The organism is Methanobrevibacter sp. DSM 116169, from assembly GCF_046197865.1.
Lineage (GTDB): Archaea > Methanobacteriota > Methanobacteria > Methanobacteriales > Methanobacteriaceae > JAHKLT01.
This window is the reverse complement of sequence record NZ_CP166990.1, coordinates 135,263-153,080: the sequence shown is the minus strand read 5'-3', so window position 1 is coordinate 153,080 and position 17,818 is coordinate 135,263. Positions and strand designations below refer to the sequence as shown.

Sequence of the window (17,818 nt, the reverse complement as noted above, 5' to 3'; positions counted from 1 at the left end):
GTATATATTTATGTTCTAAAAGCACCGTTTTTATAAAAAGTAGCTGCATAATTAATATTATAAGAACCATCATAGAGATATTCTTTATTACCTAAATATTTATTAGCTTCTGCATTTTTAAATTCATTAGTATCTTCCCAGAAAACAACAGCTGATACATCAAAACAAATCCATATATTATCAATTAAAAATTGACCCCACATATGACCAACTTCTTCATAACGTGCTTCACCAACAATATATCTTGTTGGGAAGTTTGCATTACGTGCAAGTGATATAAAAACAGCTGATTGACCAATACAATTTCCTTCAAAAGATAATAAAGTAGCTACTGCATCTTTTTCTGTTCCTGTATAATCTTTATAGTTTATACTTCCAACATAATTATTTATAGCTATTATATTTTCTAATGAATCATCAAATTTTGTTAAAAGTGAAGATAATGCCTTAATATAATTATTATTTAAACATGATGTTTCATCACTTTCAGGATAATCTTTATTAGGGGGATTAATCCAATAATTGCTTGTTACATTATCAGGATAAGTAGGATAATTATACTTTAAGTCAGTTATAGAATTTACAAAATAAACTAGCTTATAAGTAGATATTGTCTTATATGATTCACCTGCAAAACTAATAGCTATTGGATAAACTTTTGAAATTTTAAAATCTACATTTAAACTAGCTATTCCATTATTATCTGTAGTTTTTACATATTCTTTTCCATTAATATAGAAAACAATTTCTTGATTTGCTAATCCATTACCAGTATTTTTATTAGTTAATTTAACATCAAAAGTTTCATCTTTTGATATTACAGTAGTTAAAGGTGTTAAAAGTGTTTCAATACCTTTATTTAATCCTGTTACAATTAATTCTCTTGAAATTCCGGTTTCCTCGAATTTAACTTTCACATCATATGTGCCAGGATTTAATTTTAAATCAATACTTGCAATACCTTGATCATTTGTATAAGCATTATAATTGCTATTATTAATTGTTATTTGAATATTTTTATTTATAAGAGGTAAACCATTATCTTGAGTTAGTTTAACTTGATATTTTTCTTCTTTTTGAATATATTTAGTAATTGGAGTAATTAAAACATTATTAAGATTATCTGCTACATAATGATAAACCTGAATAATATTGCTTCTTTGTAATCCATTATGTGCAACTGTAATAATATAGCTACCAGGATCTAAATTAATGTTTAAACTAGCTATTCCATTAGAATTAGTACTACGTTTATATAAAACACCATTAATATTCATTTCAACAACAGTATTTTTGATAATTTTACCTTGTCCATCAACTATTTTAACTGTGTAAGCTTCACTTTGAAGGAAAAATTTTGCAAGATCTTCTCCCATAATTGTAGGTAAAACAGTTATTATATTACTCATTTCTAATTTATTAGTAGGATGAATTGCAGTTAAAATATAAGTATTTGGGTCTAAATTAATAGACAACATTGCTCTTCCATTTGAATCTGTATTACGATAATACATTATTCCGTTGATATTCATTTCAACAGCAGTATTAGTAATTGGTTTGCCTTGACCGTCCAAAACAGAAATATAATATTGAGTACCATTTTTATAAAATTTAGTAATGTCATTGCCATTTAAATTAGATAAAACTTGAATGTTATTTGTAGCTGTTGAGCCGTCGCTAGGATTAGTTAGTTTAATAGAATAATTACCAGGAACTAAATTAATATTAAAATTAAGAACTCCTTTGGAATTTGTAGTTCTTATATATTCTTGATTATTAATATTGATTTTAACATCAGTATTTGCTAAAGGAGCATAATATTGATTATAAAAAGTAGCTTCAAATTGACTATCATTTTTATAATATTTTTTTAAATCACTACTTTTAATTGTTGATTTAGCACTATTTATTGAAACATCTTCTTCAATAGTGTCTTTTATTAAATTTGAATTTTCATCAGAATCTAAAGTTATTGTTTCATTACTAGCAGAAGCTATTGACACGACCAATAAAAATACTGAGAAAAATATTAAAATTTTAAACATGTTTTTTTTCATATTTTTTCAACCTCATTTTTAAAATAACCACAAAAATTATAATAATATTAGATTTACCATTTATATATTTTATTTGTTTATGAGGTAAAATTAATTTCAACTAATTAGTTTTTATATATAATATTAGAATTGAGTTTATGATTAAATTTAAAAATAGCTATTAAATTAGTTTTATATTATGAAAATAAGGAGTATTGATTATTAAATAGCTATTTTAGAATAAATCAAGTATTTAAATCTTTTTTTGTTCATTTAAATTTATTAAATTAAATTGTTTATATATTTGAAAAAAATAAACTTAAATAATACAAATACCAAACCTATATTATACTACAATTATCACACATGTCAAAGTTTTTTGACAAAACAAAATTGCTTTTAATTTTGAGGTTAGCTAGTTAGATGATAGTAATGATAAAACAACTCAGAAAAGAGAAGGGATTAACTCAAAAAGAATTAGCAGATAAGATTGGTGTGAGTAGACAAACATTTAACGCGATAGAAAACGGAAAATACAGTCCTACTCTAGATATAGCATATAAAATCGCTGAAGCTTTTGATAAAGAATATGTTGAAGAAATATTTGTTAAAGAAGAAGTTAATTCTGGGAACGGTGGTAATCTATGATATTAGACATATTTAGATATTCTATAGACTATAGTCTAAAAGGAAAAATGAATTTTGTAAAATTATCAATACTTTCACTCTTCTCAGGATTAATAATACCATTTATAATGATACAAGGATATTATTATAGAATAATTGGAAAACAAATTGAAACATTTATTAACGATGATTATCCTACACCTTCATTTAGTGATTTTAAAAAATTATTATTAGATGGTTTAAAAATTATAATCTCAAATATTTATAATATACCTGTAATATTACTTACAATAGTAGCATATCATCAAATGATAAAATTTGAAGGATCTTTAATTTACATTGACATAACATCAGAAGCTTTGATTATATTTATATTATTTATAGTAGCTTTAGTGACATTTGTTTTCTCAAAAATCGCTGTAGCAAATATGGTAAAACATGGAACTTTGAAATCTTTATTTAGCTTTAAAGAGATTTTTAGTGTGATAAAAAATATAGGATTTTTTAATTGTTTTAAATTTTTTATTTATTATGAAGTAATATTAGCTGTTATAACACTTGGAATATTTTTATTAATCTTATTTGTTGGAAGTATTTTCTTCTTTAATTATATACCAATTGATTTATACTTTATAACATTAAGTTTAGATACTGTAATCTTTCTTTTTGTGTATATATTGATTATTTACCCATTCATAATCTTCTTTGAAGGTAGGGCAATAGGATCATTATATACTCTTGGAGAAGAGGAAGATTAAACTTTTACTTTTTTTAATCTATATGTTTAAATCTTGTTTTTATTTTAAAATTAAGTTGTTTTAAATTAATAGATTAATGTTTAATTAAAAATGAGTATTTAGTTTTAAGTTTCTTTTTTAAGAAGTGAAAATGCATTTAAAATGAGATTTTGATAATAGCTATTTCTAGCTATTATCTCGTGTTTTTAACGTTTTATATTTGTGGTTGATATAAAAACTTTGAACAATAAATAAATGTCTATTTATTGTTTAAGGGAGGTTTATTAAAAATATTTCTTTTATTTAAACGAAAACATTTTAATAAATAGATAATAACTTTTTAGGGTTATTATCTAGTTATTACTTATGTTATTTTTTAAGAAAATTATAATAACCATCCCAGTAAGGGACAGCTATTAGTAATTTATAGTTCGCCTTATTCTTTTTTTCTAAATCCTATTGTGCTGAATAATGTTATTAATGCTATGAGTACTAAAGCTACAGGGTTCCCTGTTTTTGCCATTGTACTAGCATTAGCTATTTCTTCAACATTTGTAGAATCTTTTTCAGTTGGGTTTACAGGATCAACAGGATCAACTGCTGGTTTGTAAGTTGCACTAGAACCAGCATATCTATCATTACCTTCGAAAGTTGCTGTTATAGTATTTTTATAAGCATCTTCGAAGAATAGAATAGCTATTCCATTAGCATCTGTAGTTCCCACACCAATAACTTTACCGTTCATTGTGAATATGACTTCAACGCCTTCTACAGGATTGCCATCAAGGTCTGTTACAATAGCTATGATTTTATCATCTTCAACAATGATTTTAGTGATTGTTTTAATTTTATCTACTACTGTATTATTGGTTCCAGTACTTTCTTTGTATATTTCATCACCATTGAATTTTGCTTCAACTTTATATTCACCTTCTTGTGTAAATGTATGATTAGTTTTTATAATTCCGTTTTCGTTGGTTGTGAAATTACCTATAGAAACTCCATTAACAAATAATTCAACAGTTTTATTAGCTAAAACATTACCATCTTTATCAGTTAAAGTAACTTCAACTTCAACAGTAGATCCAGGAACAATTTCTTGTGGAACATTAATATCAATATTAGTTGGAATTTTTGCTACTATTGCTTTGTCTGTTCCATTGCTTGCTAAGTAGATTTCATGTCCATTGAATTTTGCTTCCATTTTGTATTCACCTGTTTGTGTGAATTTGTGAGTAGTTTTTACAATTCCATTTTCGTTGGTTGTGAAATTACCTATAGAAACACCATCAATAAATAATTCAACGGTTTTGTTAGCTAAAATTTTATCATCTTTATCAGTTAAAGTTGCTTCAATTTCAATTGTTTCTCCTACAAGTATTTCATCGGGTGTGGTTATTGTGGTTATGGTTGGCATCATGACTGCTACAAATGAAATGGCAAATTCATGGCCATTTGTTATGTTATTTTGTAATATTCCTTCTTTTATAAGTTGTGTGTATAATTCTATGTAAATGGTTTCTCCTACATCAACAACTAATTCCCAGACGATGATTCCGTCTTTTATTGAAATTGGATCTATGTTGGATCCGAGATATTTCATTTCATCAGGATTATAATTATCTGTAATAGTTACATTGACTTTTTTAGTACCATTGTTATAGAATGATATGTTCCATGTTGCATTATCTCCAATATTTTGCACATTTTTATTAGGTTCTTTAATTAAATCACCTGAAATAACTTTAAAAGATGTGAAATTACTAATTTCTTTATAATTCATATCTTCTGGATGATTACCATATACTGTGTAATTTCCGATTCTTAATGGTACAAGTCCATTTTTTAAACCGAAAATAGCTGCAGCACCTAAATAATCAGTGATTACAGTACCATTAAATACAACTTCACCAGTTTCTTCATGAATAATCACAACATCAACAATAGAATGAGGTTCACGGCCATCTTGATACAATTTAGAACCTTGATTAGAGTTTACAGCTCCTAAAACAGGATTAACACCATCAATAGATAAAGTATTAGCAGTATTGTTGTGATAAATTGCATTACTTATATTTGGATTAGGGTGATGAATATTATCTCCGCCAACTAAAACAATATAAATATCAACAGTATCACCATAAGTAATATTATGTACGGTAGACATTACTAAATGATAAGACCAAGCTTGATTTAAGATAAATTCAGTATCTTCTATTTCAATATGGCCATTATTATATATTGCACTACCATTACGAGCTTTATTATGATTAAAGTAAGATGCAATAATCTTATTATTTTCACTTAAAATATAAATTGCCCCACCAAGACCATCAACACCATCATGATTTTGATCAATAACTCTAGCTTCATTACCAATAAAAGAAGAATTTAAAATAGTTGTAGTATTGCCTTGAATATAACCAGCACCACCATAAACAGCTTCATTAAAAACAAAAGAAGAATTATCTATAAAACAATAAACTCCATTAACAACAATCGCCCCACCAAGACCATCAATACCAGTAGCATTATTATTAGAAAAAATAGTATTATTAATGTTAATATGATATCCGTTAATTTGAGTTGCACCAGCAAAAGGAGCATTATTATTAGAAAAAATACTGCTTATTACATTAACAACATTAGAAAAATTAGTTTCTCTAAACCCAGTACTTAATCCTCCACCATAAACCATCGCTGTGTTATTTGCAATTGTACAATTAATAATATCTCCTTTGGCATGAACTGTGACACCTCCACCTTCACTAGCTTGACTATTTAAAATAGTTGTATTAATTAAATAGCTTGCACTGGATTGCATACAGATAGAACCTCCATGGGCATAATCATTCAAAAGAGCTTTTGCAAAATTATTTGAAAAATATGATGAAATTATAGATACAGTATAATCAGAATTATCCATACCTATTTGAATTGCCCCGCCCGCTGCAGTGCCGTTAATCGAAAATACATAGCAATTTGTGAAATTACAGTTTTGAATAAGAGAATTATTACCATATATTCCTGCAGCCCCTCCAGCAGCAGATGCTGGCCTTTTTACAGTTCCATTAGCATTATTTATAACAAAACAATCAGTAAAATTACATCCTATTATTTCAATGCCTTGTGCACTATGCAAACTTGAAACTCCACCACCATACCAAAGCGGAGTTTTAAGTGTTTTTGGCATGATTGTAATATTTTTTCCGCAATTTGTAAATGTACAATTATAAATTTTACTATTATTCTCTCCTATACCGACAGCTGAAGTTCTAACATTCATTAAATCTCTTTCTAATTCTAAAATACCTACATTCATTAAATCATCATCATCAATGTATGAATTTATGAAATCAATGTTTTTTATAGTGACATTGATTGCATCAATATAAAACATATTAATCATATAATTCCCATCTATTATAGAACGATCAACGCCATCAATAGTATTAGAACCAGTAATAGTTAAATTAGGAGTTGAAATCCAGATAACGGTGTCTCCTGCCCGAGCAGTATATGTTTTAGCACCTAAAATAATAATATCTCCCGGTTGTGATAAATTAATAGTTGCATTTATATCATCGTATGTAGTCCCATTTACTGTTATTACATTATGAGTTTTCGTGTTTTGATTTTCTATTTCTAATGATATTTTACTTTCATATTTTACTTCTTTATCTTCAATATTAATAATTCCTAAATTTTTATCTATATTTTCTGAATTTTCTATTTTTTGCTCTTCAATAAATATATCTTCATTTGCATTTATTGGAGTTATGGATAACATGAGAATAATTGCAAATAATAAAAAAAATCATTGAATTTTTAATTTTAATGTTTTTACCACCTTTAAATTTATTTTTATATAATAATGGTATTATAAAATGTAATAAAAAGAAATATTTTAGAATAATAATTATTCTTCTTATTCACTTTTTCAAACATTATTATTAATTTCTGATTAACAAAATAAAAAAGTTCAATTATTTTATTAATTAACTATTTTTAAGTAATTATGCACCAATTAAACTTTATTTTTATTAATCAAAACAAAATTAAAACTATTTTCTTCTCATTAATAAAAAAATAAAAACTATAAATCTTGTATATTAATAAAATATAAAATTAAAAAAAATTATTAAATTATATTCAGTTTAATTTAAATAAAACAAGTTAAAAATGAGCAATAATATAAAAAAATAGGATAAAAAATATTATTTAAAATTTTATAAAATAATAAGTTAAAATAAGAAAAATAAATGATTTTAAATAATTATTAAATTTTATACTTTTTAAAAAAATTTAATATATTAATAAAATATAAAATTTATAGTTCTACAATTATCACATATGTCAAGATTGTTTGACATAATATATAAACATTACTATATATTTTTAAAATGTTTAATTGATTAAATCATTTAAAAATTATTTTATTAAAAAATATGGTGATTAAAAGGTTATGGTTACTTAATAATATCTTATAAATACCTTATAGTAATTTAAATTTAGTTTATGATAAATTAAAGGAAGAATTTTTAATATAAATTTTTTAATGAAAATATAATTTTATTAAAGTACATAATTTTTTTAAAATAGTATAAATTTAAATTTACATCCTTTTTTCATTATTATTGTATTGTTTTCATAATAAATAATTAATTCAACTTATACATAATAATATTTTATCTAATAATTAGTTTAAAATAAATATTAGACTAAATTAAATACATATTTTATTTATATTTTTAATTAAAGTTATTATTCTATTTTGAAAAAATTTATTTTCTATAATTTCTTCTATTAATTGAAAAATAATATTTTAAAAATCTTTTAAAATTATTTTAATAAAAAATAACTTCTATTTTTTTCTGTTTTTCATCATCGTACTGTTTTTAAACTCTTAAACAGACTTTCAATAAAAATTTAAGATTTTAAATTAGATAATTTATATTTTATTAATATGAAATTCATAGCTCATTTTTTTATTAATGAGAATAAAATTATTTTGAGTAATTTTATTCTGATTAATAAAAATAAAGCTTAATTAATACATAATTACTCCAAAATATAGATAATTAATGAAATAATTGAATTCTTTATTTTGTTAATCATGATTTAACAATAATAAAGCCTAATAAAATAAATGAAATGAATAAATGAATATTTCTTAATATATGAAAATATTTTTTTTATTTATATATCCAATTTATTAAATAAATTTTATTAAGCTATTATTATAAAAAAAATTAGTTTAAAAAGGAGGTGTAACGATTAAAAGCAAAAAAACGACAATATTTGCAATCTTAATCGTATTTATATTTATTTGTAGTTTATCAATTGTTAGTGCTGCTAATCAAACTGTTGCACAAGATGGAACAGGAGATACAGACAGTATTAGAACAGCACTTTATAGTAATGCAAAAAATGGGGACACTATAACAATAAAAGCAGGAACATATAAAGGACCTGGCAATAATACTAATCTTACTATAAATAAAAATATCACTATTCAATCAGAAAAATATAAAAATGGAGGAATAGGTGAAGACACAATAATTGATGCAGAATATCTTTCAAGAATATTTAGAGTTTCAGGAAATATAACTGTCAATTTTTATGGAATAACTTTCATTAATGGACACACCAATGTATTTGATAATTATAGAATAAATGGTGGAGGAGCTATTAGAATAGGTTCTTATTCGACTGTTAATTTCGAAGATTGTGTTTTTATTAATAATAATGGATCAGCAGATCATAATTATGATGATCCTACATATTTAGGTAATAATGGAGGAGCCATATTTATATTTCCTAATGCAACGGTTAGTGTAACTAATTGTATTTTTACTAATAATACTGCTAGTGGTGGAGGGTCAATATATAATATTGGAAACTTATCAATTAAAGACTCTTTATTTGAAAATAGTATTGCTACTAATTTTGGTGGTGCTATTTGGATTAATGGTAGTGCAACAATTGTAAATACTATTTTTAATGATAATGAAGCTCATGGTAGTGGGGGAGCTATTTATACTTCTAAACAGATGAAAACTACTGATTATATTAATATAATTAATTCTACTTTTACTAATAATTATGTAGCAAATAAAACACATGCTTCATTAAATAGGTATAATGGAGGAGCAATTAATATTAATGGAATTCCAACAGCAATAATTACTGGTTGTGATTTTATTAATAATAGTGCAGAAGACGATGGTGGTGCAATAGGAAATAATGGAAATTTAACCCTTTCTAATAATTATTTTGATAATAATTCAGCTACAATGGGTGGTGCATTATATAATAATAGAATTATTAATCTTTCGAATAATACTATGATTGACAATTCTGCAAATTTAGGACAAATGATTTATAATAATGGAACATTAGATATTATCAATTTAACATATATTGATGGTTCTACATTAAATGTTACTAAAAGAGATAATGTAACTTTATATGCTACTTTAACTGATGATATGGGCAATACTATTACTGGCCAAAATATAACTTTTGTTATTAATAATACTGAATTTATAAGTGTAATGGTTATTGAAGGTAAAGCATTTTATAATTATACTGCAAACTATGGTCCAGGATATGTTCCTGTTACAGGAGTTTATACAGGTTTTACACTCAGTAAAACCCAAATCAAAAATGGGCAATTATTAATACAAATTTCTACTGTAATTATTGTTGAAACTAATGATAAAAACATTACTGTGACTTTAAAAGACAATGAAGATAATATTCTTGTTGGTAAAGAAATTATCATTACTGTAAATGGAACTGATTATAACAGAACAACCGATAATAACGGTCAATTCATAATCAACTATCCAGATGCATGGGATTATAAAGTTGAAGCTGAATTCAAAGGAGAAAATGAATATTTTGCATCTACTAATTCAACTAAAGCTAGAACTCCAACTGAAATCAATATTGAGAGTAATGATAAAAATATTACTGTAACTTTAACTGATGAAGATGATAATCCAATAATTAATAAAAATATTACTATTACTGTAAATGGAACTGATTATAAAGGAACAACAAATAATAACGGTCAATTTACAATCAATTATCCAGATGCATGGGATAATAATATCACAGCTGAATTCAAAGGAAATAAAGATTATGCTCCATCAAATAATAAAGCTGATCCAAGACAAGCTACAGAAATCACAATCACTACTGATGCAGAAAAAGTAGTTGCAACATTAAAAGATGAAGATGGCAATGTTTTAAAAGATAAAGAACTCGCAATAAACATTAATGGTAAAACTTTAACTGGAAAAACAAATGAAAAAGGACAAGTTACATTTGACTATACTGATGCATGGAATTATAATGTTCAAGGTGAATTCAAAGGTGATGATAAATACCTTCCATCTGAAGATTCAAAAGATGGTAGAACCAAAACAATAACTACAATCATTGTTGAAGAAGATAAAATCATAGCTATTGTAACAGACATCGATGGGAATCCTGTAGAAGGAGCTGAAGTCATATTCACAATAGGCGGAAAAGTAGTTGGAGTAGGAACTACAGATGCAAACGGAATAGCTATTTTCTTCCTAAAAGATGCTAATAAAAATACAATAACAGCAACTTTCGAAGGTAATGAAAAATACGCTGAATCCAGTACAACTTACAAACCAACAGTTGATCCTGTTGATCCTGTAAACCCAACTGAAAAAGATTCTATAAATGTTGAAGAAATAGCTAATGCTAGTACAATGGCAAAAACAGGAAACCCTGTAGCTTTAGTACTCATAGTATTAATTGCATTATTTAGCACAATAGGATTTAGAAAAAGAGAATAGAACGAAATAATTATCAATAGCTGTCCCTTACTGGGATGGTTATTATAATTTTTAAAAAGAGTCTAACATAATAATAACTAGATAATAACCGTTAAAGTTATTATCTATTTATTAAAATGTTTTCGTTTGAAAAGTATATTTTAATAAACCTCCCTTAAACAATAAATAGGCAAAATTAACTTAAAAATAAGCAATTTACCTATTATTGCCCAAGGTTTTTATATCAACCACATAAAATATAAAACGTTTTAACACGAGATAATAGCTAGAAATAGCTATTATCAAAATTTTAATTTTATGCAAATATAATATATCTAATTAAAAATATTTAAAATTATGTATAAAATTATTTAAAATTAATCTTTTTTATCCAATCTTATTTTTATTGAATCTGCATGTGATGTAAATCCTTCATATTCTGCAATTGGAATACATGTAGAAGAAAGATTTTCCAAACCTTTTTTTGTAATTTTTTGAACTGTTGGCTTTTTTAGGAAATCCTCAGTTGATAAACCTGAATACATTTTAGCTCCACCAGCAGTTGGTAAGACATGGTTTGTTCCTGAGCCATAATCTCCACATGCAACAGGAGAATATTTACCTAAAAAGATTGAACCTGCATTTTTAATATTACCCAAAATCTCATCATCCCTTAAAGTAGAAATTATCAAATGTTCTGGTGCATATACATTGCTTACATCAACTGCTTCATCTAAATCATTAACTAAAATTATTTTTCCATATTTAGATAGTGATTCTTCAATAACTTCACGACGAATAGCTATTTTAGTTTTAATTTTAATCTCTTCTAAAGACTTACGAGCAATTTTAAGAGAATCTGTAACTAAAAAACATGATGCATTTGGATCGTGTTCTGCTTGAGATAGTATGTCTAATGCAATAAACTCCACATCAGCACTTTCATCAGCAATTACCAAAACTTCAGATGGTCCTGCAGGAAATTCAATATCAACATCCCCATATACAAGTTTTTTTGCAGCTGTTACAAATACATTTCCTGGACCTACAATTTTTTCAACTTTAGGAATACTTTCAGTTCCATAGGCCATAGCTGCAATAGCTTGAGCACCACCAACTTTATAAATTTCATCTGCTCCTGCAATATCTGCTGCAACGAGAATTGCATCCATAACACTACCATCAGCCATTGGAGGTGTACATGCAATAACTTTATCTACACCAGCTATTTTAGCAGGTATTATTGTCATTAAAATAGTTGAAGGATATGGTGCTCGTCCACCTGGAATATAACAACCTACAGTGTTTAATGGACGAATAATTTGACCACCTATTACACCTTCACTTATTTCCATATTCCATCCTTCTGGAATTTCCATTTTATGGAATTTTTCGATATTAAAAGCAGCACTTTTTAAAGCTTCGAGTAATTCAGAATCAATTTTATCATAGCTTTCTTGAATCTCTTGCTTAGAAACTTTAAACTCATTAATTAAAACTTTATCAAATTTTTCAGTATAACTAGTAAGTGCCTTATCACCGTTTTTTTGAACATTAGCTAAAATTTCAGAAGCGACAGGTATAACATCACTTACATCATCACCAGATCTTTTAACAACTTTTCCCAAATCAATATCTTTATAATTTAATATTTCCATAATAATTACCTTAAAATAGCTCCTTTATCAGCTGATGAAACTTGTTGTCTGTAAATATTAAGCCACCCATCAACTTTTTTATCAACTTTTACAACTTTTGAAATTCTCTCAGTAATCTCAGAATCTGTTAATTCTACATTAATTGATCTATTTTTAATATCAATTTCTATAATGTCCCCATCTTTAATTGCAGCTATTGGTCCGTCTGCCATAGCCTCAGGAGAAATATGCCCAATACATGGTCCACGTGTTCCACCTGAAAATCTTCCATCTGTAATTAAAGCAACATTTTTAATTCCAAGACCCATAATAGCTGATGTAGGATTTAACATTTCCCTCATTCCTGGTCCTCCTTTTGGACCTTCATAGCGAATAACTATTACATCACCTTCAGATATTTTACCACCAAAAATAGCTTCAACTACATCTTCTTCGCTTTCAAAGACTTTTGCAGGTCCTTTAACATACATCATATCATCAGTTACAGCACCTTGTTTTACAACTGAACCATTTGGTGCAATATTTCCTTTAAGTACAGCTATTCCGCCCTCCGAGTGTACAGGGTCTTCTAATGTATGTATAACTTTAGGGTTTTTAACAGAAACCCCTTCAATATTTTCTTTAATTGTTTTACCTGCACATGTAATAGAATCCAAAAATATCTTACTTTCTAAAGTTTTAAAAACTGCAGGAATACCACCAGCTTCATGCAAGTCTAACATTGTATCATCACCTGCAGGTGAAATTAAAGCTATGTGAGGTATTTCTTTACTTATTTTATCAAATAAATCTAAATCTACTTTCAAACTTTCGCATTCACTAGCTATAGCTGGAATATGTAAAGCTGTATTACTTGATCCTCCAAGTGCCATATCAACAGCAATTGCATTATAAAAAGCATCTTGAGTTAAAATCATAGAAGGTTTTAAATCTTCAGAAACCATCTCAACAATTCTCTCACCAGATGATTTAGCAATTTTACGATTATTTGCATCAACTGCATGAGTTGTAGCTGTCATAGGTAAACTTAAGCCTAATGCTTCTGTTACACATGCCATTGTATTTGCAGTAAAAAGTCCAGAACATGACCCTTCACCAGGACAAGCACATTTTTCAAGTTCAATAACTTCCTCTTTAGAAATTTTACCAGCTGCCTCTTCTCCAACAGCTTCATAAACACTGATTAAATCAACGTTTTTACCTTTATAAACTCCTGAAATCATCGGTCCACCAGTTACAACAATTGATGGAATATCAACTCTTAATGCAGCCATAAGCATTCCAGGAACAACTTTATCACAACTTGGAATTAAGACCAAACCATCAAAGCTATGACCTTTAGCCATACTTTCAACAGTTGCAGCAACAATTTCACGAGAAGGTAAGGAATATTTCATTCCTTCATGATTCATAGCTATTCCATCACAAATAGCCATAGTATCAAATTCAAAAGGAATTCCACCAGCAGCTATAATACCATCTTTTACATGTTCAACAAGTTCTCTTAAATGAATATGACCTGGAACAATATCTGTAAAACTATTAGCTATTCCAATAAATGGTTTTTTAAAATCATCATCTCTTAAACCACAAGCTCTAAGTAAAGACCTATGTGGAGCTCGTTGAATACCTTTTTTAATATTATCGCTTTTCATGAAATCACTGCTATTAATATAATCATTATTAATTTTATTAATTTCATTTAATAAATATTATTAATTTGAAAAATTTTATTAGCATATTGTTTTTATATCATGATATTATTTTAATAGCTTAAAATTGCTTTAAAATATTACATAGGAGTTTATATAGAATTTAAAAGAAATTAATATATAATTCAAAGAAAAACATGCGAAAGACTGATTTTATAAAAAAAAAATTAACTTATCATATCTAAGAATTAAGAAGAATTTATATAGTAAGGATTATAATGGATTATTTATTTATTGATGAAAGTGGACTTTTAGGTACGAAATCTGATTATTTTGTTATTATTGGATTATTAACTAAAGATAATAAGAGTATAGATAACATTATTAAACATATAAGGAGATATAAATTTAAAAAACAATTGAATAGTATTTCTGAATTAAAAGATCCAAAAGATCCAAAAGAAATTATCGAATATTTACTAAGAAAGTTAAATGAAAAAGATTATAAAATAATAGCTACTGTTTTTAATAAAAAAAATATTTACAAATATGATTATGATAACAATTATCAATTGTTATATGACAATATAGCTTCTGAGATAGCTAAAAAATTAGAGATTAATGATAATTTACAGGTTTATGTTGATAGATCAAAAAAACCAAATGAAATCGTTAATTTTAATAAAACATTTAAAAATAACATATATAATCCTAATAATTATAATATAAATATTACTCATGAAGATTCCATGTCTTTAAAAGGTTTACAAGTTGCTGATTATGTAGCTTGGTCAATTTTTCAAAAATATGAAAGAAACAATCCTTATTTTATAGATATACTTAATAAAAAGAACATTATATTAACAAAAATATGAAAGAAACAATCCTTATTTTATAGATATACTTAATAAAAAGAACATTATATTAACAAAAATATGAAAGAAACAATCCTTATTTTATAGATATACTTAATAAAAAGAACATTATATTAACAAAAATATGATAAAAATAGTTAAGAGTCCAGTACCTAGAAGCACTATTAGTCGTTCTCGCAGAGAACAGTCTTCTAGGCTTTACCTGTAAAATATATAGAACCCTAAGGAATACATATTCTTACTCACTAATTATTGATTGCTTAATATATAAATTTTTTGTTTCCAAATTAAAACAATTGAATTATATAAAGAATAAATAAGAATTTGTATATGAAAATGATTACATAAAACACTTAAAATAACTTATAAATAAATTAACATAAGATAAAATAAAATTAATTGAAATAAACAAAGAAAATAGCTTAATGACATTGAATTTAAAAAAAATTATTAGTTATTGCTTTCATGTTGGAATATTGTTTTAATGGTGTAAAATTGCTTTAGAATAAAACATAGGATTTTATATAGAATTTAATACAAATAAAAATATGTAAAAGATTAATATATATTTTTAAAAGCTTCAATATACCATATACTGTGTAACTAAAGGATATTAAATTTTATTGCTTAAAATGTTGAAGTGAGATAAATATTAATTAAATAAAATAAGTGAGGTGTAAAAATGGCAAGACCAATAAAACCAACACCAACATTAACTGGTGAAGATGCAATAGACTTTTTAAAAAGAATGAATGAACCACCAACAAAAGAAGATATAGAATTTGCTAAAAAAGTGAAAGAAATTCGTGAAAAACGAAAAGTTCATTTTAAATTTTAAAAACGAAAATGTGATAATATGGCAAGACCAATAAAACCAACACCAATACTAACAGGAGAAACAGCAATAGCATTCCTAAAAGAAATGAACGAACCACCAACAAAAGAAGAACTAAAATATATGGAAGAAGTGAAAAGGATTCGTGACAAAAGAAGAGTTCACTTTAAATCATGAAAACATAAATGTGATAATATGGCAAGGCCAATAGGAATAACCCCCACATTAACAGGGAAGGATGCAAAAAGAATTTTAAAAAGAATGAACGAACCACCAACAGAAAAAGATAAAACTTTTTCTAAAAAATTAAAAGAACTTAGTGAAAAAAGAACAGTTCCTTTCAAAACAGGATATGAAAACAAAAACACAGAAAAATAAATCATTATAACAGAAATAACTAAAATAAGTGATAACATGGCAAAACCAATTGGAGAAACACCAATACTAACTGGAGAAACTGCAATAGCATTTTTAAAAAAAATGAATGCACCTCCAACAAAAGAAGAAAAAGCTTTTGCTAAGGAGCTAGAAAAACTCCGTAAAAAACGAAGAGTTCATTTTAAATCATGACAAAAATTAAATATTTTAGTAAACATATTATAATTAATAAAAGGCGATAACATGGCAAGACCAATAAAACCAACACCAACATTAACTGGTGAAACCGCAATAGCATTCCTAAAAGAAATGAACGAACCACCAACAAAAGAAGAATTAGAATTTGCTGAAGAGGTGAAAAAAGCTCGTGAAAAACGAACAGTTCATTTTAAACCATAAAATCAATATTTATTAGTAATATCCTGATATAGTAAAAAAGTTCTTGTTGGATCTTTTTTTATTATATTTTCAATATTATCAATATACTTTTCATCTTTTTTTAAATGTTTAAACTTTGTTTTTTTATAGAAATTATGTGCTTTTGCATATCCTTCAACTATTATAAATTTTATTCCAATATTCAAAGATATTTTAACTATTTCACCAATTATTTGCCTCATAACATCCATACCTATTCCATGGTTAGAATATTTTTTAGAAATTGCAAATCTTCCAATTTTTACAGCAGGTACTTCTTTTAAATTAGGAATTTGTTCTTTTACAGATTGTTTAACCTCATCATCCACTAATTTTATTCTTAATTTATCAGCAAGTAATGTAACAAATCCTATTATCTCATCATCACAAACAATTAATTGTGTTGCATTTAAATTAATAGCTTGCTGATTTAAAGCATCGTTTCTTAAAAAATTTGTTAAATCTTTTTCTCCACAATCAAATTCTGATAAATCATATTTATCAGTTAATTTCTCAAAAGTATAATTCTCTAATATATATTCTAAATTCATATTATTGTCTCCATCTTATTAAAAAATGTTAAAAGCATTTCATATTAAAATTATAGAATATAAAAGATATATTTCTTTTTATACTGCGATTTTACACATTTATTCTAAAATTAAAAATCATAAAATCACTTTTACACAATTTAACTAAAATTAATAAAAATAAAAACACAAAATCACATTAAAAAAAAATAGTTATTTAACAAATAAAAATAAAATATTAATAACTATAATTTGG

General features: G+C 25.7%; 14 protein-coding genes and 1 pseudogene. 10 read left to right on the top strand and 5 right to left on the bottom strand.

Annotated elements, in window-relative coordinates:
• Positions 1-8 precede the first annotated feature (8 nt).
• Positions 9-2,057, bottom strand: a complete 2,049-nt coding sequence (locus tag ACA134_RS00720; protein WP_409200281.1) for a transglutaminase domain-containing protein — start codon at positions 2,055-2,057, stop codon at positions 9-11.
• Between the two features lie 402 nt (positions 2,058-2,459).
• Between ACA134_RS00720 and ACA134_RS00715 the strand changes: the two genes are divergently transcribed.
• Together ACA134_RS00715 and ACA134_RS00710 are read left to right on the top strand one after the other, a co-directional pair.
• Entirely contained in the window at positions 2,460-2,684 is a 225-nt protein-coding gene (locus tag ACA134_RS00715) for a helix-turn-helix transcriptional regulator (protein ID WP_409200280.1), read from the top strand.
• Between the two features lie 47 nt (positions 2,685-2,731).
• Complete coding sequence (locus ACA134_RS00710) at positions 2,732-3,421, top strand: DUF4013 domain-containing protein (protein WP_409200279.1); 690 nt, start codon at positions 2,732-2,734, stop codon at positions 3,419-3,421.
• A gap of 415 nt (positions 3,422-3,836) precedes the next feature.
• Here the strand turns inward: ACA134_RS00710 and ACA134_RS00705 are convergent, their stop codons facing one another.
• Complete coding sequence (locus ACA134_RS00705; protein WP_409200278.1) at positions 3,837-7,190, bottom strand: Ig-like domain repeat protein; 3,354 nt, start codon at positions 7,188-7,190, stop codon at positions 3,837-3,839.
• A gap of 1,486 nt (positions 7,191-8,676) precedes the next feature.
• Between ACA134_RS00705 and ACA134_RS00700 the strand changes: the two are divergent.
• Positions 8,677-9,447, top strand: a pseudogene (locus ACA134_RS00700) (hypothetical protein); the annotation flags it as partial.
• Between the two features lie 6 nt (positions 9,448-9,453).
• Positions 9,454-11,238, top strand: coding sequence for a hypothetical protein (locus ACA134_RS00695; RefSeq protein ID WP_409200277.1), 1,785 nt, complete (start codon positions 9,454-9,456; stop codon positions 11,236-11,238).
• 356 nt (positions 11,239-11,594) lie between these two features.
• On the opposite strand, the gene hisD is transcribed toward ACA134_RS00695, so the two are convergent.
• Entirely contained in the window at positions 11,595-12,875 is a 1,281-nt protein-coding gene (gene hisD / locus ACA134_RS00690; RefSeq protein ID WP_409200276.1) for a histidinol dehydrogenase, read from the bottom strand.
• Positions 12,876-12,880: 5 nt separating this feature from the next.
• Positions 12,881-14,530: a dihydroxy-acid dehydratase gene (gene ilvD, locus ACA134_RS00685; protein ID WP_409200275.1), complete on the bottom strand. Its 1,650-nt coding sequence runs from the start codon at positions 14,528-14,530 to the stop codon at positions 12,881-12,883.
• A gap of 275 nt (positions 14,531-14,805) precedes the next feature.
• Between ilvD and ACA134_RS00680 the strand changes: the two genes are divergently transcribed.
• From ACA134_RS00680 to ACA134_RS00655, 6 genes are all read left to right on the top strand, one after another.
• Entirely contained in the window at positions 14,806-15,402 is a 597-nt protein-coding gene (locus ACA134_RS00680; protein WP_409200274.1) for a DUF3800 domain-containing protein, read from the top strand.
• A 682-nt stretch (positions 15,403-16,084) separates the two neighbouring features.
• A complete protein-coding gene (locus ACA134_RS00675) occupies positions 16,085-16,240 on the top strand; it encodes a hypothetical protein (RefSeq protein WP_409200273.1) in 156 nt (51 codons plus the stop codon).
• Between the two features lie 18 nt (positions 16,241-16,258).
• Complete coding sequence (locus ACA134_RS00670; RefSeq protein WP_409200272.1) at positions 16,259-16,414, top strand: hypothetical protein; 156 nt, start codon at positions 16,259-16,261, stop codon at positions 16,412-16,414.
• Between the two features lie 18 nt (positions 16,415-16,432).
• Positions 16,433-16,615, top strand: a complete 183-nt coding sequence (locus ACA134_RS00665; protein ID WP_409200271.1) for a hypothetical protein — start codon at positions 16,433-16,435, stop codon at positions 16,613-16,615.
• Positions 16,616-16,651: 36 nt separating this feature from the next.
• Positions 16,652-16,807, top strand: coding sequence for a hypothetical protein (locus ACA134_RS00660; RefSeq protein WP_409200270.1), 156 nt, complete (start codon positions 16,652-16,654; stop codon positions 16,805-16,807).
• A 51-nt stretch (positions 16,808-16,858) separates the two neighbouring features.
• Positions 16,859-17,014 carry a hypothetical protein gene (locus ACA134_RS00655; protein WP_409200269.1) on the top strand — a complete coding sequence of 52 codons (156 nt, stop codon included), beginning with the start codon at positions 16,859-16,861 and terminating at the stop codon, positions 17,012-17,014.
• A gap of 2 nt (positions 17,015-17,016) precedes the next feature.
• Here ACA134_RS00655 and ACA134_RS00650 read toward each other — a convergent pair whose 3' ends face one another.
• Positions 17,017-17,583, bottom strand: coding sequence for an N-acetyltransferase (locus ACA134_RS00650; protein ID WP_409200268.1), 567 nt, complete (start codon positions 17,581-17,583; stop codon positions 17,017-17,019).
• Positions 17,584-17,818: the final 235 nt, after the last annotated feature.